The sequence below is a fragment of the Paenibacillus sp. GSMTC-2017 genome (genome assembly GCF_016019935.1).
Classification (GTDB): Bacteria; Bacillota; Bacilli; order Paenibacillales; family Paenibacillaceae; genus Pristimantibacillus.
In genome coordinates, this window is the sequence record NZ_JAECMT010000002.1 from 716491 (window position 1) to 738054 (window position 21564).

Sequence of the window (21564 nt, forward strand, 5' to 3'; positions counted from 1 at the left end):
ACGTAATCGAAGCTATTATTGTTGCTGGCTCCGGGCTTTCGTTCTAACTCCAGCTAAAATAAAAAAACCGCGAAATACGCGGTAATAAATCGGCTTATATTCATGTCATTCGACATGTGGCTTTATTTTCATTCAATAACATATGTAATTAATCATTACACGTTTTCTCCATCTTCTCCATCATAGGCTTGCTGCAATTTAGCCAGATCTATTTTGTCCATTTGAAGCATAGCTTTCATAACTCTCTCTGCCTTTTCAGCATCTTTATCTTGCATTAATTTCCCAAGCAGTGTAGGAATGATCTGCCAAGAGATTCCATACTTATCTTCAAGCCAGCCACACCGACTTTTCTTGCCTCCCTCGGACAATTTCTCCCACAGATCATCGACCTCTTCCTGCGTCTCGCAACTGACGAATAGTGAAATTGCTGGCGTGAATGAATAATGAGGTCCACCGTTTAAAGCCATAAATGGTTGGCCTTCGAGCTGAAAAGTACCAGATATAACAGGTCCTTGTTGCCCCGATTCACTACCTCCTACTCGAGAAATATGATGGATCTCAGCATTTTTAAAAATAGAAATATAAAATGTCATTGCCTCTTCTGCTTGATGATCAAACCACAGAAATGGAGTAATCTTGCCCATACAACGTTCACCCTTTCTTCTATTAAATGGCAATTATAATATACCATAACTGAACCCCCCATCATTCTAGTCCGTTTCAAACCTGATTCATCCCATCTTCATTATGCCGCTTTAAGCAACATATAGTAGTAAGAAAAGGTGCTGGAGGTACATTTATTATGAACCCATTGCTGCGCGATATAGATATTGAAATCAATCGGCTAACAACCAAGTTGTTGCAACAACAGCAGCAAGATGGTTCGTGGCATTTTTGCTTCGAAAATAATACGACTATCGATTCGTACGTCATTATTCTCTTCCGTACGTTAGACGTTCAAAATAACGATATAATTCGCAAACTTCACGACCGTATCCTTGCCGCACAGCAAGAGGATGGCGGATGGCGTTTGTATCGCGATGAAATAGAGGGAAATCCTTCTGCTTCAATCGATGCCTATTACGCTTTGCTCTTTTCTGGATATAGTCAATCAACGGATGAAGCTATCCTTCGAGCCGAACGTTATATCCGATCTAAAGGTGGCATTGCGTCAACAACTAGCATTTTATCTAAAGCAATTCTAGCTGCTACCGGTCAGCGGAAATGGCCGCTCTCGATCTCCTCTATCCCACTTGAGGTACTGCTTTTCCCTTCCTCCTTTCCTATTAACATCTTTGATTTTTCCGGTTACGCAAGAGTACATTTAGTTCCCATGTTAATTATGGCAAGTAAAAACTTTTCTATTCGAACAGACAACACACCTGATTTAAGTGCTATTATTTTAAATCGGGCATCAGATAGTGATATTGACGAAAGCTCTGAACATCTAACCGTCGAACATCAGGAAATGATGGGCAATATGCGATCTGGGCTAAACAGACTGCTTGGAGCTTCTGGTTATATCCATGAGGTTGCGACTAAAAAGGCTGAGCAGTTTATGCTCGATCGAATTGAATCAGATGGAACTTTATATAGCTATGCTAGCAGTACAATAGTAATGGTCTTCGCTCTACTTTCGCTTGGCTATAATAACGATCATCCACTTATTGCTCAAGCTGTAGAAGGATTAACGAATATGCAGTGGCGAACAAATGACTATACAACTATTCAAAACTCTCCCTCAACGATCTGGGATACGGCATTGATAACTTACGCCTTACAACAATCGGGTACTCCCCATGAACAAGTATCCATTCAGAATGCGACATCTTATTTAATAAATAAACAGCATACTAAACGGGGGGATTGGAGCAAGCATAACCCGAATACAGCACCTGGAGGCTGGGGATTTTCTGCAACGAATACAATTAATCCTGACGTCGACGATACTACTGCTGCACTGCGTGCAATTAAGGGCTTCCGCCAAGTAGATCCATCTTCCAAAGAATCATGGAATCGTGGTCTAAACTGGGTTCTCTCTATGCAAAATAAAGACGGCGGCTGGCCTGCTTTTGAAAAAAACACGACCAATCGCATGCTCACATGGCTCTCAATCGATGGTGCTAAATCTGCCGCAATTGATCCTTCCGAAGCTGATCTAACAGGGAGAACATTAGAATACCTTGGCAACTTCGCCGGGCTCGACATCCAGCATAGCTATATCAAACGCGGTGCTGATTGGCTCTTTCATAATCAGGAGAAGGACGGTTCTTGGTATGGCAGATGGGGAATTTGTTACATTTATGGAACATGGGCTGCAATAACAGGGTTAAAATCTGTCGGAATTCACTCAAACCATACTTCGATTCAAAAGGCAACTAAGTGGCTGCTTAGCATACAAAATGCTGACGGCGGCTTTGGAGAGTCCTGCAGAAGTGATCGACAGCAACATTATGTAGCCTTAGGTGAAAGTACTCCGTCACAAACCGCTTGGGCTTTGGATGCACTAATTTCCATTTACCCACGTCCAACCGTAAATATAAATAGAGGTATAGAACGGCTAATCGCTTCGTTACACAGAGAAAATTGGACGACAACATATCCAACCGGAGCTGGACTTCCAGGCAACTTTTATGTCCATTACCACAGTTATCGATATATCTGGCCGTTGCTTACTTTGGGCAATTATCGGAGGAAATATGGTTCTAGTGGCGGTTAGGATGTTAATAAAACAATAGATGCTCACATCAATTGTGAGCATCTACTACGCAATCTTTCCTTACTACAAGAAGAGCACATTACATTGAAAAAGAAATATTTTATCGATCAGCGCTATACAGACTACCCAAGATCTCATTCAAAACTGTAATTCTGTTAATTGTATCAGGTGGAGACGATTCTCCTGAAAGTATGGATAACGTGCTCTCTAGCAACTCCAATTTGTGGCAACATAATTGGAACATTCGAATCTAACATGATTATTCCCCTCCAGCTTTCAAAGTCACCAAATTATGATTCTTGTAAAATACGGAAAAATATATTCATTTGAAAGAAACAAAGAATCTAATTTCAATAAAATGATAGAAGTTTACTATTTATCTAAAGTTACTTTATTTTATTTACAAACATATTCTTTGACTGGATAACGAAAGACAGACGTAGTGCCGTAAGAATTAAGTGGTAATTATGTGTTTGAAAAAAGATACTGAAGCAGCTCAGATACGTGGAAAAATACATCGAGGTTTGTTTGCGTACAACGAAAGGAATTGATGAAAACAACAAATAGACGCCCACATGTTAAGTGAGCGTCCATTTATTAAGAGATTATGCCAATCTAAATGTTTCTACATTAGCACTAACACTAAAGTTAGAACCGGCATCACCTTGAACTTGGAATTGAATAACACCTGGAACTGCTGTCGTACTAAAAATGAAACTTTTTGTTAAACTTCGTGTATTAAGTGCTTCCACACCGGCAGTGAAAAGTGAATTTGGTACTTGTACTCCGTTCAATAAAGCAAATACAGTAAGGTTTTGTTGCGTGGCATTTGGATTGTTTATTGCTAATTCATACGTTACCCAGTACGATCCATTAGGCGCATACGTCAAATCTGTCGGATTAGGAAGCGTAATATCAGTATTACTTGATGCAAATCCATTAAAAGCTAGAAATGTTGCCACAGCTGTTACCGTTTGCGGTGGGCTTAATGCTGCTTCTGCAAAGCTCGCTGTTGGGTTTGGACCCGTTACCCCTGTTGCTCCAGTGGCACCTGTAGCACTCGTAGCTCCAGTTGCTCCAGTTGCTCCAGTTGCACCAGTTGCGCCAGTTGCGCCGTCAGCTCCGGTTGCACCAGTTCCGCCAGTTGCACCCGTAGCTCCAGTTGCTCCAGTTGCACCGTCAGCTCCGGTTGCACCAGTTCCGCCAGTTGCACCCGTAGCTCCAGTTGCTCCAGTTGCACCGTCAGCTCCGGTTGCACCAGTACCACCAGTTGCACCAGTAGCTCCAGTTGCGCCAGTTGCACCCGTTGCTCCAGTTGCACCCGTAGCTCCTGTTTCGCCAGTAGCTCCAGTACCACCAGTTGCACCAGTAGCTCCAGTTGCGCCAGATGCGCCGTCAGCTCCGGTTGCACCAGTACCACCAGTTGCACCCGTAGCTCCAGTTGCGCCAGTTGCGCCAGTTGCGCCGTCAGCTCCGGTTGCACCAGTACCACCAGTTGCACCCGTAGCTCCAGTTGCGCCAGATGCGCCGTCAGCTCCGGTTGCACCAGTACCACCAGTTGCACCCGTAGCTCCAGTTGCGCCAGTTGCGCCAGTTGCACCGTCAGCTCCGGTTGCACCAGTTCCGCCAGTTCCTCCAGTAGCTCCAGTTGCGCCAGTTACACCGTCAGCTCCGGTTGCACCAGTTCCGCCAGTTGCACCCGTAGCTCCAGTTCCTCCAGTTGCACCGTCAGCTCCGGTTGCACCAGTTCCGCCAGTTGCACCCGTAGCTCCAGTTCCTCCAGTAGCTCCAGTACCACCAGTAGCACCAGTACCGCCAGTTGCACCAGTACCACCAGTACCACCCGTCGCTCCAGTACCGCCAGTCGCTCCAGTTGGTCCTATTGGTATATTAGGAAGTTCAATATCTACAATTGCTGATCCCGGAGTAACTGTGATGTCTAGTGTACTTGATTGAAAAATCAAACTATCTCCTGGAAATACAGGAGCGGTCACACCGGATGGTCCGATTACATTGAACAACAATGTATCATCAATTGTACCTGTAGGGCCAGTCGGGCCAGTAGCTCCGGTTGCTCCTGTTGGTCCAGTAACACCCACTACAGGACCAGTTGGCCCAGTGGGACCAGTTGGTCCAACCGAAATTGGTGTGTTCAAAATACTGTTAAGCTTGCTGTCTAACAAAAACTCTTTTTTCGTTACAGCATTAATTGTGTCTCTAACACTCTCATTAATCGTTAGAATGTCAGTGATCGTTGCTGGGGGAGACGTTACTCCTGGTAATGTACCAAGAACAAATTGAAGTTTTTCTCCTTCAGCATTCAAAATGTGACTAAGTCCAAGCTCTTCTAGCGCGATAGAAGATAGTAGTAAATTAATGGCATCATCTCTAGTAAGTGTAATCAGCGGTGTAATATTAGGAATATTTGATTGTGACATGATCAATCCCCTCTCTCAGCCAATTGATGTCAATATTCAAAGCTAGCATATTCTATGAAGAAATCTATCAAATGGAACTAGGTTTCAGTGGGAAAATATAAAACAATTATCAATCGTAATAGAAGCAAAAAATCACTTGGCAGAGTAGCCAAATGATTTTTATTGCTAACTATACCTTAATTTATGCATCAGTTACGTTAATTTCTATCTCTTACTAGACAGAAGGACCATTTGCGAATTTAAATACTCGAATATTTGCAGATGCACTAGTAACAGCCATACCAGGTGTTTGAACGATCGTTCTAGCACCAACTGAAACGTTTATAAGCTGAATAGTAAATGGTGTTGAAGTAATATTGATGAGAGCACCACCAGATAAGTTCCCACCATTAACGGAATCATCAGCAATTGCGGAAAATGGACTCACACCATTTTGATTCAAAGCAAATACACTTGCAGGACCACCAGCTTCGAGGTTAACGTACCAATCTACATAATATAGACCCACTTCACTTGCTGTAATTGTATCTATACCATTAAAAGTAAGGGCAGTCCCTGCAACATCCACAGTATTGCCTGCAACTGCGCCATTAACTGGAATGACTTGTGCGGCATTGAGTGCTACTTCAATAAAACTTGATAACCCTAAGCCTGTTGCTCCTGTTGCACCCGTTGCTCCTGTTGCCCCAGTTGCTCCTGTTGCTCCTGTTGCTCCTGTCGCACCTGTTGCACCTGTTGCACCCGTTGCTCCAGTTGCTCCAGTTGCTCCAGTTGCTCCTGTTGCTCCTGTTGCTCCTGTTGCTCCTGTTGCACCTGTGCCTACCCCAGGAGGACCTGTTGGCCCTGTCGGACCTGTTGGACCAACTCCGGCAGGCGAACTAAGAATGGTGTTAAGCTTATTGTTTAATAAAAATTCTTTTTTCGTGACTGCTTGAATCGTGTCTCTAACGCTTTCATTAACAGTCAAAATGTCGCTAATCGTTGCTGGGGGAGACGTTACTCCTGGTAATGTACCGAGCACAAATTGAAGTTTTTCTCCTTCGGCATTCAAAATGTGGCTGAGTCCAAGCTCTTCAAGAGCGATGGAAGAAAGCAATAAATTAATAGCATCATCTCTAGTAAGACTAATCTGAGGTGTAATATTAGGAATATTTGATTGTGACATAATCAATCTCCTTTCGAGCCTACAAATTTTATTAATTCATGGCTTGAATATAGTACGTAAGTGACAAATAGTTTGAACCGTACAATAGTGGAGTATGGTTGTCCTAGTTTATCTGTATTACTAATTACATTTAAAAAAGGACTGGTTTGCACTCATTCCCAACCCACAAAATTTAATATCCAATGCCTCAATATTCTCTGAAATGAAATAATCAATTGAACTGGACAAGGGTGACTTGAAATAAATAGGCACTCGCAAAATGCTGCGAGTGCCTATTAGTAGATATAATAATTCTATGCAACGAGCATTCAGTTAAGCCGAACATACTTATAGATGGATAGTTTTCCTCTCCCTATTCTGGTAGAAGGGATAGAACACTCTGTAACTTGCTGTCCAACAGAAACTCCTTCTTAGTTAACACCCGAATTGTTTCCCGAACACTTGCGTTTACTGCCAAAATATCGCTTAGTGTAGGTGTAGGTGAAGTTACGCCAGGAAGAGTTCCGAGTACAAATTGTATTTTTTCACCTTCAGCATTCAAAATATGACTAAGACCTAGCTCTTCTAGAGCAATCGAAGCCAGCAATAAATTAATTGCATCATCTCTCGTAATCGTAATCTCAGGTGTAATATTCGGAATATTTGCTTGTGACATTTTTAATCCCCTCTCGATTGATTGAATATTAAATTTATGACTTTCATTTACTTATGAAACGAAGTTTTGGTACCTACTAGGCACTAATCAAAAGTGAAAGTTGTTCATGCACTCTACTACGGTAGGAGTGAAATAACGCTTTGAAGCTTGCTATCCAACAGAAACTCCTTCTTCGTTAACACACTTATTGTTTCCCGAACACTTGCGTTTACTGTCAAAATATCGCTTAGTGTAGGTGTAGGTGAAGTTACGCCAGGAAGAGTTCCGAGTACAAATTGTATTTTTTCACCTTCAGCATTCAGAATATGACTAAGACCTAGCTCTTCCAGAGCAATCGAAGCCAGCAATAAATTAATTGCATCATCTCTCGTAATTGTAATTTCAGGTGTAATATTCGGAATATTTGCTTGTGACATTTTTTATTTTCTCCTTTCGAGCCTCTGAAGTTGTTTTTCATGGCTTACATAACCTATGACGTTTACCCTGGCTTTGAACTAGACATTAGTGGAAAAATCAAAATAATAACTCCAGACAGAGCAAAAAAGCACAATCCGAGTTGGAATGTGCTTTTCCATAACAAGTTCCTATTTTAAACTAAGCTATCGCAGTAAATTCGATAACCCCAAAGGAAAGACCATCTATATCTTCACAATAGGCGAATACGCCAACCTCAGGAATATCCATCTTTTCACTTGTTACTTTGCCACCTGCTTGTTCCACTTTACCTAAGTACTCGTCAAGATTTTCAACTTTTATCGTATTAATAGTCCGTACCGCGTCTTCTGAAGCCGCTTTCATTATGCCGCCATCGATTCCTTCATCCTCAGCAGGACCAGTGATAACGGACCAGTACCCCTCCATCATTTCTTGGAATTCCCACCCAAATACATCCTTATAAAAAGCCATTTTCTTCTCTGGATCTTTAGCTTCAATTTCAAAATGAACGACACGTGACATGCAAACCACTCCTCTTCATCCAGTAGTCTGGTAAGACCCTATGCACATAGTAACTAAATCATGTTCATAAAACTTCTTCTACTTTGCTCTATTTAAACGACTACTCTATTCCATCAATAAAATTTTGAATCAGTAGAGGGAATGAAATGAGAATTGGCGGGTCATAAAATCTAGGTGGACGGAGCGTGACATCGCTAACACCCTTTGTAATCCCATTTGCAATTGTAAGTTTACCAATCGCTTTTCCACGTAGAGCATGTTGAGGATGCAAGTACTCATCATGTGGGGCATCCCAAGAAAATGCAATCGCCATAACATAATAAACACCATCGGGAACATTTGGTATTGCATATTTGCCTGGGCCAAATAACATCGTGCATCCTATAGGCTTCCCCATCGGAATCGGCTTTGGAAACAAACCTACACATATGATTCCATCTAGTGAGCTCGGAGCTTTAACATATCCCTCAACATTAGAAGGGGAATTATATCTGAGCGCAATCCTCATTCGCTGTATCTCTTCTAGTCCCAACATCTTTTTTTCTATAAAAGCTCTGAACTGCTGGGGCGACAATCCAATAAAGCGAGCAAAGTTTGTTGAAAATGTCCCAAAGCTGCTATAACCTACCGTTTGACCAACTTCAGTTGCTGTAGAGCTGGATTTTAATAAAAGCCTTTTACTCCATTGAAATCGAAGGGCTGACAGAAATAAACGTGGAGGAATACCTGTGACTGAGCGGAAAATGCGGTCAAAATGAAACGGACTATAAGAGGCTGCATTCGCTAGCTCCTCTGATGAAAGCGTCGAATCATCTAATCGATGAATCATTTGCCTGATAGCTTCTCTAACTGAATGTTCATGATCTTCTTCAATGGATTGAGATAACGAGACTGTTTCATCTATAGTCTGGTCAAGTTGACTAAACAAATTGTTCACATCATTCACCCGCTTCCTCTCAATCTCAAGCGTTACACGAATTGCATATCGTATACAAATTATATCATATAAGGAAACATATATTTCTAAAATAATACCAAAAAATGACTCCCGCTAAATTTCGGCAGGAGTCACAATAATTAATAATGTTACGAATTAATGGATTACTTAATTATTTCGAGTTTTCTTCAAGCACATTCAATAAGACAGTTACTGCCTCTGCTCTAGTAGCTTGCGCACTTGGTTTAAACAGATTGCCATCTTTACCTTGCATAATACCCGCCACCTTCACTGCGGAAATGGCAGCTTTAGCCCATGCCGGAATGGATGCGTCATCTGCGAAGTCTGTTTTTGCGCCAGACACAACTTTTAATTCTAAAGCTTTAGCAATCATCGATGCCATTTCGGAACGAGTAATGGTTGCATCAGGACGGAAAGTTCCATCAGCATATCCTGTAATAATGCCCAGTTTCACTGCTTGCGCTACAGAATCTTTTGCCCAAGCTTCAATTTTAGCACTATCAGTAAAGGTTAATGCCTCTCCCTTTTGCTCTGATTTTAGAACCATCATCAACATAACGGCAAATTGTTCTCTCGTAACAGAATCATTTGGTTTGAACGTACCATTTGAATAACCATTTACAAAACCAGCAGCTACTGCTTGCTTGATATTTGCTTCTGCCCAGTGTCCGGCAATGTCGCTAAATGAAACAGTTGGTTCTATTGTTTTGTCAATCGCAAAAACAGCGAATTTCGTAAAGTGATCAACTTCTACTGTAATTTGATTTCCGCTTACAGTTCCGCCAGCGACCTCAACCCATACCTTTTTCACTTCATCATAATAGAAAATAACTGGTTTTTGGTTAGCACCAACTTTAGTAGGATCGAAAGTAAGTTTCAGCGTTACTTTTTTACTGAAGTTTTCGGTAATGTTTTTCAATATTTCATAAATAGGACTTGCAAGAGTTGTTTTGTCCGTTACAAATGGAGTTTGATCAAGTACTTTTTCAATCGTTATTTTCAACTCTTTGTCCGATGCTCCAACTGGTATGGAAACATTTACATCTGTGCCTAAGCCAACTTCACCTGCTTGTCCAGCAGGAATAGTAACTTTACCATTTGTTGAAGTAACAGGACCGGTCGGTACGACATATCCACCACCGCCGCTGTAGCTTCTAGTAGACGTAACAGTTACTGTAAATGAAGTACTTGCTATATTACCTTTACCATTATCTGCTTTAACCGTAATGATAGACGTTCCAGCTGATATCGGATCAATTGTTAGAGATTGATTATTAATTGTTGCACTTGCAACGCCATAGGTACTAGATGTAACTGTATAAGTCAACGAGTCTTCTGGAATTGGGTTAATGAACACGTCTGCAAAAGATAAACTCAAATCTGATGCATTATCTGTAACAGTTTGATTTGAAATTGATTTCGCAACATGAAGCACACTATTCCGAGATACGATATCGGAGTCTCCTGCATCTTCTCCACCTGTAATTGCAAGTTTAAATTGATAATCGCTCGACTTCGTTAAACCAGTGACAGTTGCTTCTGTACTGTTCGGCTGCAGTTGCGCGGTTGTTACAGCATTTGCCCATGTTTTACCGTTATCAATGGATTGCAATAGTGAAATAGCAGTAGCATTTTTTGCTGTAGGCCACTTTAAGGTTGCTGTTGTATCTGTAGTAGATACGATATCAAGAAATTGTTCAAACTCAATTGTGAATCCATCTTTAGCATAATCGATGATTTGATATTCAGAATAACTCTTGAAAGCATGGAACTGAAATTTAAGAGCAAGGTTTTCTATGTCATCCCGATCTGTATGATGTTCTGCTACTCCCGTAAACGTAAGTTTAATTTCTTTTGGACCTACATAAGTGGCTTTCGCTGTTAAGCCTTTAGGAATAGGCGAAACAACAAGTTGTCCATTTGCTATGAAATCTCCACCAAAATCAGGAAGCACTAAAAAATCATCATCCGTAAAAGTAATATATTTGATCGTAATTTCACCTTGAATTTCACCATTATTGGCAGCTGTTTCGACAAAGGGAACTGATTCGTAACTTAATGAGTCAAGACTATTAGAAACATGGACAGTCCATTTAATCTTCGTATCTACTAATTCATCGTTAGATTTAATCCAGTATTCTCCGAGGTTGTCGCTAAAATCTTGATCTCCTACTCCTTCTACTATAGTTGCACCATCGGAAACCTCGATTTCAGGTTTAAACTGAGATAAGTCCGTTCCTACCGGAACACTTATGAATATAGATCTTGAATTTTTATCGAAATGAACATCACTAGTTTCTGGTACTTCAACAGACTCAATATTATAGTTATAGCCATAAGGTAAGCCTACTTCTGCCCACGCATCTTTAACTGCTTGAATGATGCCAACATTCCCAGTATTGTTATCTACATACGCTTCAGCAGCCGAAACAAATGCATCTCTAGAGTCTTCGAAATCAGAAACAGGTGTTAAGCGATTTACTACTACATCATAGCTAAGTTGACCCAAAATATCTTTTCCGTCAATGCCTAAACTATCAATTTTAGTTGCTATTAAATAAGCAGCTTTGTTCTGTATTCCGCTATTAATATGAACACCGCCATTGTCACCTTCAAATGGGCTACGGGGAAGATACCAATAGTCATTCATTGTTGCCGGTGAACCACCTAATTCTGGCATGGATGGGATAATTAACACTGAACCAGGATCTTTCATGTCTCGTATGACTTCTCCAGAATCTTCTCCTAGCTTCCACTCTTCATTACCCTCAAGCTCCATCTCTATCAAATTACCAAATATATCGGAAAACGACTCATTTAATGCACCCGATTGATGCCTATATTCGAGATCAGAAGAACGATCCGTCACTCCATGTGCGATTTCATGGCCAATGACGTCAAGTGAACAAGAGTAACAAACTCCATTGCCATAATACATCGCTTCACCCGTCCAAAATGCATTACTAAACGGCTCACCCTCCACTAGGAAGAAATTCACAACCGAAGTCATAGACATTCCTTTATTATCTATACTATTTCGGTTGTGCTTATTTAAAAAATAATCGTAGACAATACCTGTATAAAAATGAGCATTAACTGCATTATGATCAACGTTTTGAATAAATGGAGCTTTTACTTCTATTAGACTAGTATCATCGAGCTGTGGACCAACATAATTATAAGTACGAATAACACCTTTTGAAGTATCCTCGTTATACATAAGTTTTGATCTATCTTCCAAAATGTATACATTATCTGTCACCGTTTCAGTCCCGAGATCATCAATCGTAATATTTAGAGTTCGATCAATATCAATCTCAGTACCTTTATCGTCCCTGCCTTTCCCCTTACCAACTACCTCGGCAGGAGATTTAGCATGATGAAGACTATTATATTTATCTATGACTCTACCATTTAGAGCATCAACAAAGGCTACCCATCTCCCAGGAGCTGGAGTGATATAGTTAAGCTCTACTTCATAGGCTAAATAAGCTCTTCCTTCAAATGGATAAATAATTAAAGACGCCTTATTTTCTGGAGTCAAGGAAACTCCAGCGATGGAATGGTCTTCGGAAATCGTTTGACCAAGTTCTCCTTCTATCTCTACTTTGAGCTTTTCAATCGCTTCTGCTTTCGTCAACTTAGGTGTAGTAGATTGTGGTAATGAAGGAAGTTTCGTAGTAGATATTTCATTTCGAATTTCGTTTATTCGTTTTGATTTATCCAAATGAACTCTCATGTACTCGCCATAAACAGGAATGTCATTATGCTTAAGCTGATAGAGATAATGCGAGCCTCCGAGGTCATCACTAGTTTTAGATTGTAACAATAATTGATCACTTGTAGAAACAAGTCCTAATTTCTTCTGATTTGTTGCTAAATAATTTTCAATATCCTCATCTGAAAATAATGGTGCAGACAGTTTCCCTTTTTGACTTAAGATTGGCACACTGTTAACATTTGACGTTTCATCGTTTTGCCTTTCGTTTGCTGATGCAAATGCACCTAGTATAGTAGAACCCACTAGTGTCATAACAAGAAAACTACTGATTACTTTTTTATTTAACCCTTTGAACATAACACTCTTCACCCTCTCCAAATGTAAAATTATCCAATTATATCCTATCTGTGTGTGTATCAATTTGACCATACACATTCTTTTAAGTCAACTAAATTATGGAAATTAGTCCATTGGATTCATATTCACATATTCCCTTTTATAACCATAGTGACTTGACTAGTTGTCTTATAACCTATATAAATAAAACCATTATGTAGCATAAAAAATAGCTCTCGCTGAATGCCAGCGAGAGCTATTTTTAAATTTAGAATCTCAACTACATATTATTCCTTATTACTCCGCATCTTCTGGTAGAACTTTCAGTAATACCGTTACAGCCTCTGCTCTAGTAGCTTGCGCACTTGGTTTAAACAGATTGCCTGCTTTACCTTGCATAATACCCGCTTCCTTCACTGCCGAAATAGCAGCTTTAGCCCATGCAGGAATGGATGCGTCATCTGCGAAGTCTGTTTTTGCTCCGGCCACAACTTTTAGCTCTAACGCTTTAGCAATCATCGATGCCATCTCGGAACGAGTAATTGTTGCGTCAGGACGGAAAGATCCATCAGAGTAACCTGTAATAATGCCCAGCTTCACAGCTTGAGCAACCGAATCTTTTGCCCATGCTTCAACTTTAGCACTATCCGTAAAGATTAAAGTTTCTCCCTTTTGCTCGGATTTCAGAACCTTCATTAACATTACTGCAAATTCTTCTCTCATAACGGCTCCATTTGGTTTGAACGTACCATTTGAATAACCATTTACAAAACCAGCAGCTACTGCTTGCTTGATATTTGCTTCTGCCCAGTGTCCGGCAATGTCGCTAAATGAAACGGTTGGTTCAACTTTAGTATCGACTGCAAGAACTGCAAACTTCGTAAAGTGATCAACTTCTACTGTAATTTGATTTCCGCTTACAGTTCCGCCAGCAACCTCAACCCATACCTTTTTCACTTCATCATAATAGAAAATAACTGGTTTTTGGTTAGCACCAACTTTAGTAGGATCGAAAGTAAGTTTCAGCGTTACTTTTTTACTGAAGTTTTCGGTAATGTTTTTCAATATTTCGAAGATCGGACTTGCAAGAGTTATTTTGTCCGTTACCAACGAAGACTGATCAAGTACTTTTTCAATTGTGATTTTCAGCTCTTTATTAGAAGCTCCTGCTGGGATGACTACATTTACATCTGTGCCTAATCCAACTTCACCAGCTTGTCCAGCAGGAATAGTAACTTTACCATTTGTTGAAGTAACAGGACCGGTCGGTACGACATATCCACCACCACCGCTGTAGCTCCTAGTAGACGTAACAGTTACTGTAAATGAAGTACTTGCTATATTACCTTTACTATTATCTGCTTTAACCGTAATGATAGACGTTCCAGCTGATATCGGATCAATTGTTAGAGATTGATTATTAATTGTTGCACTTGCAACGCCATAGGTACTAGATGTAACTGTGTAAGTCAATGAATCTGCTGCAATAGGATTAACAAAGACATTTGCAAAAGATACGCTCAAATCTGCTGCGTTATCAGCTAAAGATTGATTCGCAATAGTGTTTGCAACATAAAGTACTTCATTCCTTGCAACTATAATGGAGTCACCCGCATCTTCTCCGCCTGTAATAACAAGTTTGAACTGATATTGTCCTGCTGGTGTTAAACCAGTTACTGTTGTTTCTGTACTAGTCGGTAAAATAGCATTTGCCGTTGATGCTTGATTCCAAGTTATACCTTGATCCATAGATTGAAAAAGCTCTATTTTACTAGCATTGCTTACAGCAGGCCATTTCAAAGTTACTGTCTTATCTGTTGAGGCTACAATAGTAAGTTCATGTTTAATAACAGGTGTAACCGTTACTGTAAATGAAGTACTTGCCGTACTTCCTTGTCCGTTATCTGCTTGAACGGTAATAATTGTTGTTCCAGCTGATATTGGATCAATCGTCAACGACTCATTCGCAAGATTTACCGTTGCCGTTGCTATACCAGGTGTACTTGATGTAGCTAAATAGGTAAGTGGCTGTGTCTCATTTGGGTTAACGAAAACATTAGCAAAAGATACATTCAATTCCGCTCCATCTTCTACTACAGATTGAATCGCAATTGTATCTTTAACATGTGGTACGTCGTTTCTGGATACGATAATTGTGTCACCGTCATCTTCACCGCCTGTAATTACAAGCTTGAATTGATATTGCCCAGATGTTGTTAAACCAGTTACTGTTGCTTCAGTACTACTTGGTACAATCGTTTCGGCTGTTATTGCATCTATCCAAGTTACCCCTTCATCAGAGGATTGTAAAAGTTTAATAGCACTAGCATTACTTGCAGCTTCCCACTCCAATGTAGTCGTTGTATCCGTGTTTGTTACAATTTCCAGATCACTTTTGAAATCGATTGTGAAACCATCTTTATGGTAATCTTTTATTTGATATTCATATGCATTTGTGAAAGCATAGTCCATAAATCTAATTGAAAGGTTGTCAATGTCTTCACGATTGGTATGCTCTTCTGCATTTCCAGTAATAATGAGTTGAATCTCATTTGTCCCCGTCACGGTAGCTAATGCAGTCAAACCTTTAGGAATCGGGGAGACTACAACCTTATTGGTAACAATAAAATCTTCACCAATATCCGTAAAGTTAAACTTATCACCAGGGGCATTGTATTTAATCGTTATTACTCCATGTAATTCGCCACTGTTGTTGTTTTTTTCAACAAAAGGAGTTGATTCATAACTCACAACAGGGACACCATAGGCGACTATTACGTTCCATTTAACTTTAGTCCCTTGAGCACTAACTTCATATTTCCCTAATGAATCACTAAAATCGGTATCGATTGCTGTAAGTGTAGCGCCTGGAGCAACCGTTATTACTGGGTTAATCTGAGATACTGGTGTCCCTTGTGGTACATTAATGAACACATGAAAGGAGTTATTCTCAATCCATGCTTCTCCTGCACCCGGAACTGCGAGCGAAACCGAAGTAATGTCATAGTTTTGTTCATAAGGCAAACCGACTTCAGCCCAAGCTTCTTTTACTGCTTCAATTATACCTGCATCCTCATTATTGTTAGCTACATATGCTTCAGCTGCTGAAACAAATGCATCTCTTGAATCTTCAAAGCCAGAAATAGGTGTTAAGCGATTTACAAGAACATCGTAACTAAGCTGACCCAAGATAGCTTTTCCATCCAGATCTAAACTATCAATTTTTGTTGCTATCAAATAAGCGGCTTTATTTTGAATACCACTATTGAAATGAACTCCTCCTTGATCATAAGAACGAGGAAAATATAAATATTGATTTATCGTAGCAGGATCACCATAAATGTTAGGATCGCTCATACTTCTAAGTAATAATCCTGAGTCTTCACCTATTGTCCAGTTTTCATTTCCTTCAACTTCCATTTCAATTAAATTACCGAATATATCAGAAAATGATTCATTTAACGCACCTGATTGGTTACGGTACTCTAAATCGGATGAAAAATCCGTTACACCATGCGTAACCTCATGGGCAATAACGTCTAACGCGCAAGAAAAACATGTTCCGTTTCCATAATACATCGTGTAATTGTACCAAAATGCATTATCAAAAGGTTCGCCATCAGGTGAGTAATTTACGACAGATGCCATATTCATACCTTTATCATCAATGCTATTGCGATTATGAGTATTTTTGAAGTACTCATAGACAAGACCTGTATAATAGTGTGCATTAACAGCGTTATGGTCGACTTTATTAATAAATGGAGCCGTTACTTTAATGAGACTAAAGTCAGTCTCCGTCGGACCAATATAATTATAGGTATTTATGAAACCTTTATTGGCATTGCTGTCATACATTTCTCTCGATACATCAGATAGTATATATACGTTATCCGTAACATCCTCATTATCAAAGTCTTCAATAACAAGATTTAATGGACGATCTAAATCGATCTCATTACCTGCGTCATCTCTACCTTTACCTTTGCCAATAACCTCGGCAGGAGATTCAGCCTGATGAATACTATTATATTTGTCTATCACTTTACCATTAAGAGCATCTACGTAGGCTATCCATTTCCCAGGTGCAGGAGTTAGAAAGTTGAGCTCTACTTCATAAGCTAAGTACGTATTTCCTTCAAATGGATAAATGATTAATGATGCCGTATTCGATGCGGCTGGTAGTTCACCGAAGGACTGATCGTCTGGTATTGCTTCTCCAAGTTCACTTTCTACCGCAGCTTTAAGTTGCTCTATTGCTTCAGCTTTAGTCAACTTCGGTGTAGTCGATTGCGGTAATGATGGGAGAAGGTTTGAAGCTACCTCATTACGAATTTCATTAATTCGTTTTGTTTTGTCTAGATGAACCCTAATATACTTCCCGTAGACGGGTATATTGTTATGTTGAAGTTGGTAAAGATAATGTGAACCTCCAAAACTATCACTCGTTTTAGCTTGCAATTGTAACTCTTCTTTTGGACCAGAGAAACCTAACTTAGTTTTGTTTGCTGTCAAATAATTAACAACATCTTGGTCTGAGGATAACGGTGTTGACAATATTCCTTTTTGACTTTCGAGTGGTAAACTATTAACTGCTTTTGTTTCATAGTTTTCCCCTTCATTTGCTGAAGCGAATGCACTTAGAACAGTAGATCCAACTACTGTCATGATGAGAAAACTACTTATTACTTTTTTTCTTAAACCTTTAAACATAAACTTGATTCCCCTCTCCAAATGTAAAATTATCCAAATTTACCCTATGGACATATAGCAATTTCAACATACAGATTATGAGAAGTCAACTAAATTACACCAGTGTTATTACTAGATTTGGAGTTTTATTTTTTACTATAAAAACTATTCGATAATAGTCGATAAGAGCCTTAGAATATTGACATTAGCCGCGATTATTCAACAAAGGAGCAAAAGAGTACGCCATGCTAGACGCACAAAAAATGACCCTCGCTGAATGCCAGCGAGAGCCACTTTTATTCAAGAATCTCAACTACCTTTAGCTTAATTACTCTATCCCTACAAATGATCAATAATAATGCCAGCCGTTTCTTCAATCGCCTTATTCGTCACATTAATGACTGTACAACCGAGTTGCTTCATTAATGATTGACCGTACTCTAATTCATCAATAATCCGTTGGAACGTCGCATATTGAGATCCCTCCGGTAGACCTAGCACTTTCAAACGTTCCGTACGAATGTTTAGAATATGCTCTGCATCCATCGTTAGACCGAATATGCGTCCGCTCTTTATTTTGAACAGCTCACTAGGCAACTTGACCTCAGGTATGATTGGTAGGTTTGCCGTCTTGATTCCCTTGTGTGCGAGATAAATGCTAAGAGGCGTTTTGGATGTTCGGGATACCCCAATCAGCACAACTTGAGCTTGCAGCATGCCACGTGGATCTCGTCCATCGTCAAATTTTACGGCAAACTCGATTGCTTCAATTCTACGGAAATAGTCTTCATTCATTTCATGGAGCAAACCTGGCTGCCGCTTAGGTGCATATCCATACGTATCCACGAAAGCTTGCATCATCGGTCCCATAATATCTACTGCCCGAATGCCCATTCGCATTGATTCATTCTTCATCGCTTCTCTGAGTTCAGGTTGAACTAAAGTGTATGCGACCAAACCACCCAAAGCTGCCGTTTCCTTCACGATAGATTGAACTTCCTCTTCCGTACGAATGTTGCTATAACGCTTCACGATTACATCACGGGAATTAAATTGACGGATAGTCGCTTGCGCAACAGCTTCTGCCGTCTCTCCAATCGAATCTGAACAAATGACTAAATATTGTTGCTTTGTTAGCATTAGCGTCCTCCAAGTTTTACTTTCGCTTGCGCGGCAGCAATTCTTGCTAGAGGTACTCTGTAAGGGGAGCAGCTAACATAATCCAATCCTGTTTTGTGACAGAAGAAGATTGACTCCTTATCACCGCCGTGCTCGCCACAAATACCTGTTTTTAAAGCTGGCTTCGTAGCTCTGCCTTTCTCTACAGCCCATTCAACCAATAGTCCAACACCTTCAGTATCAAGCACCTGGAACGGATTGTTCGGCAACAGCTCATGGTCCACGTAGTGACTAAGGAATTTCCCCTCAGCATCATCACGGCTATAACCAAATGTCATTTGAGTTAAATCATTTGTGCCAAACGAGAAGAAATCTGCGTGCTCTGCTATTTTATTTGCGGTTAGTGCCGCTCTTGGCACTTCAATCATCGTTCCGATTTTATAAGGGTAGTCATCCTTACTTGCTCCAAACACTGTATCAGCAGCACGTTCAACAAGCTCACGCATCACTTTTAGCTCATTGGCATGTCCAACAAGCGGTATCATAACTTCTGGAATAACAACTACTCCATTGTTCTTACAGTTCACGACGGCACGGAAAATAGCAAGCGCTTGCATTTCATAAATCTCTGGGAAAAGAATACCGAGGCGACAGCCCCGTTGCCCGAGCATCGGGTTCATCTCATGAAGATTACGCACCTTACGAATGAGGGTATCTAATTCTTGTCTCTCTTTTGCATTCACCCCAGTATTTCCAGCATGGATCATCGTTTGTTGCTTCACAATCAGTTCTTCCAAATGTGGCAAAAACTCATGTAACGGCGGGTCTAGTAGTCTGATCGTAACCGGGAATCCATCCATTGCTGTGAAAATACCTTCAAAGTCGCTTTGCTGCATTGGCAACAATTGATCAAGCGCTTGTTCACGCTCATCCTTCGTATCTGCTAATATCATCGCTTGTACGACAGGCAGTCGATCCGCTGACATAAACATATGCTCCGTCCGACACAAGCCGATTCCCTCTGCACCAAATGCTCTAGCTTTCGAAGCATCTTCCGGTGTATCCGCATTCGTTCGAACAGCCAAATCTCTAATGTCATCCGCCCATTCAAGCAGTTCTTCTAGTTCAACGGTAATTTGTGGTTCTTTCAGTGTTACTCCACCCAAAATGACACGACCAGTTGATCCATCAAGTGTGATCCAATCACCTTCGTTTACAGTAACTGATCCAGCTATGAACAGTGCCGATTCCTTATCAATGCGTACTTCTTCACAGCCGCAGACACAAGGTTTGCCCATGCCACGTGCGACGACAGCCGCATGGCTTGTCATTCCTCCACGACTCGTTAATACACCTTCTGCAGCAATAACGCCATGTATATCTTCTGGACTCGTTTCCATGCTGACAAGGACAACCTTTTTACCTTCACGAGCCCATTCTTCCGCTTTATCCGCATCGAAAACAACTTGTCCCGTTGCTGCACCAGGCGACGCTGGCAATCCAACTGCAAGAACATCTAGTTCAGCATCCTCGTCAATTGCCCGATGCAGAAGTTTATCCAAATGTTCAACTTCGATCCGTGAAAGTGCCTCCTCTCTTGTCAAAATACCTTCTTTTGCAAAATTAACGGCAAGTGTAACTGCCGCTTGCGCTGTTCGCTTACCATTTCGCGTTTGCAAAATGAACAACGTTCCCTTTTCAACAGTAAACTCGATATCTTGCATATCTCTGTAATGAGCTTCAAGTCTTGCCGCCGTTTCAGCTAGTTGCACATATATTTCTGGCATTTCCTGCTTTAACTGAGCAATTGGCAATGGTGTACGAACGCCTGCAACGACGTCCTCACCTTGTGCATTTATTAAGTACTCTCCGTATAAGACCTTCTCACCTGTCGATGGATTACGTGTGAATAAAACACCCGTACCACAGTCATCGCCCATATTGCCAAATACCATCGATTGAATGTTAACCGCCGTTCCTTGATGGTCAGGAATATTGTATGCTTTGCGATAAACAACTGCTCGATGGTTATTCCACGAACGAAACACAGCTTCTACTGCTAGTTCAAGTTGTTTATTTACATCCTGAGGAAAAGGCTGTTTTGCTTTCCGTTCAATTAGCTCTTTATATTCTACAATCAACTCTTTCCATGCTTGAACGGGCAAGTCCTTATCTTCTTCAATTAATAAGTTCCTCTTCGTTGCATGGAGCAGCTTTTCGAAATATAACCCTTCTATATCAAAGACAACGTTCCCAAACATTTGGATCAATCTTCTATAACAATCATAAGCAAAACGCGGATTTCCTGTTTGCGATGCAAGCGCCTCGACTGTAACATCATTAAGTCCAAGATTGAGAATCGTATCCATCATTCCAGGCATCGAATTAACAGAACCCGAGCGAACCGATACCAGCAGAGGGTTAACACTACCACCAAATGTTTGACCTTTTGTTTCTTCTACTTGAGTTAATGCAGTTCGGACTTCTGTTAACAGTCCATTAGGCAACACTTTCCCACTAGCATAATATTCTCTACAAGCTTCCGTCGTAATTGTAAAACCAGGCGGAACCGGAAGCCCAGCATTCGTCATTTCAGCAAGATTAGCACCTTTTCCACCAAGCAATTGCTTCATTTCGGAATTTCCATCTTTAAAGTGCATAACTCTACTCTGTGTCATCTTCTGGTTCCCCCTGATTATTCGCAATGTCCTTGCAATGTTCATGACCGCAATTCAAGTAGTAGTGCATCACCTTCTCTGTATCCAAGGTGTCAATAACCGTGCCGCAATTTTTGCATAAAATAA

At 40.6% G+C, this 21564-nt stretch carries 12 protein-coding genes; 1 reads left to right on the top strand and 11 read right to left on the bottom strand.

The window, feature by feature from the left end; all coding sequences use genetic code 11:
• Positions 1 to 155: 155 nt before the first annotated feature.
• The gene (locus I6N90_RS10800; RefSeq protein WP_197935512.1) at positions 156 to 644 is read right to left on the bottom strand and encodes a VOC family protein; all 489 of its coding nucleotides are present in this window, start codon (positions 642 to 644) and stop codon (positions 156 to 158) included.
• 158 nt (positions 645 to 802) lie between these two features.
• Here I6N90_RS10800 and shc point away from each other — a divergent pair, with 158 nt between their 5' ends.
• Positions 803 to 2719, top strand: a complete 1917-nt coding sequence (gene shc / locus I6N90_RS10805) for a squalene--hopene cyclase (protein WP_197935513.1) — start codon at positions 803 to 805, stop codon at positions 2717 to 2719.
• 605 nt (positions 2720 to 3324) lie between these two features.
• Here shc and I6N90_RS10810 read toward each other — a convergent pair.
• From I6N90_RS10810 to ppdK, 10 genes are all read right to left on the bottom strand, one after another.
• Positions 3325 to 5157, bottom strand: a complete 1833-nt coding sequence (locus I6N90_RS10810; RefSeq protein ID WP_232242853.1) for a hypothetical protein — start codon at positions 5155 to 5157, stop codon at positions 3325 to 3327.
• 214 nt (positions 5158 to 5371) lie between these two features.
• Positions 5372 to 6322 carry a hypothetical protein gene (locus I6N90_RS10815; protein ID WP_197935514.1) on the bottom strand — a complete coding sequence of 317 codons (951 nt, stop codon included), beginning with the start codon at positions 6320 to 6322 and terminating at the stop codon, positions 5372 to 5374.
• A 352-nt stretch (positions 6323 to 6674) separates the two neighbouring features.
• A complete protein-coding gene (locus I6N90_RS10820) occupies positions 6675 to 6977 on the bottom strand; it encodes a hypothetical protein (protein WP_197935515.1) in 303 nt (100 codons plus the stop codon).
• Between the two features lie 116 nt (positions 6978 to 7093).
• Positions 7094 to 7393 carry a hypothetical protein gene (locus tag I6N90_RS10825; RefSeq protein WP_197935516.1) on the bottom strand — a complete coding sequence of 100 codons (300 nt, stop codon included), beginning with the start codon at positions 7391 to 7393 and terminating at the stop codon, positions 7094 to 7096.
• Positions 7394 to 7571: 178 nt separating this feature from the next.
• On the bottom strand, positions 7572 to 7934 hold the full coding sequence (locus I6N90_RS10830) for a VOC family protein (protein ID WP_197935517.1): 363 nt from the start codon (positions 7932 to 7934) through the stop codon (positions 7572 to 7574).
• A 100-nt stretch (positions 7935 to 8034) separates the two neighbouring features.
• The gene (locus tag I6N90_RS10835) at positions 8035 to 8880 is read right to left on the bottom strand and encodes a helix-turn-helix domain-containing protein (protein WP_197935518.1); all 846 of its coding nucleotides are present in this window, start codon (positions 8878 to 8880) and stop codon (positions 8035 to 8037) included.
• A 163-nt stretch (positions 8881 to 9043) separates the two neighbouring features.
• Positions 9044 to 12970 (bottom strand): S-layer homology domain-containing protein, encoded by a 3927-nt coding sequence (locus tag I6N90_RS10840; protein WP_197935519.1) that lies wholly within the window; start codon positions 12968 to 12970, stop codon positions 9044 to 9046.
• Between the two features lie 276 nt (positions 12971 to 13246).
• Entirely contained in the window at positions 13247 to 17662 is a 4416-nt protein-coding gene (locus I6N90_RS10845; protein ID WP_197935520.1) for an S-layer homology domain-containing protein, read from the bottom strand.
• A 318-nt stretch (positions 17663 to 17980) separates the two neighbouring features.
• On the bottom strand, positions 17981 to 18781 hold the full coding sequence (locus tag I6N90_RS10850; protein WP_197935521.1) for a pyruvate, water dikinase regulatory protein: 801 nt from the start codon (positions 18779 to 18781) through the stop codon (positions 17981 to 17983).
• On the bottom strand, positions 18781 to 21438 hold the full coding sequence (ppdK, locus tag I6N90_RS10855) for a pyruvate, phosphate dikinase (RefSeq protein ID WP_197935522.1): 2658 nt from the start codon (positions 21436 to 21438) through the stop codon (positions 18781 to 18783). Before ppdK ends, I6N90_RS10850 begins: the two co-directional genes overlap by 1 nt.
• Between the last annotated feature and the right edge of the window lie 126 nt (positions 21439 to 21564).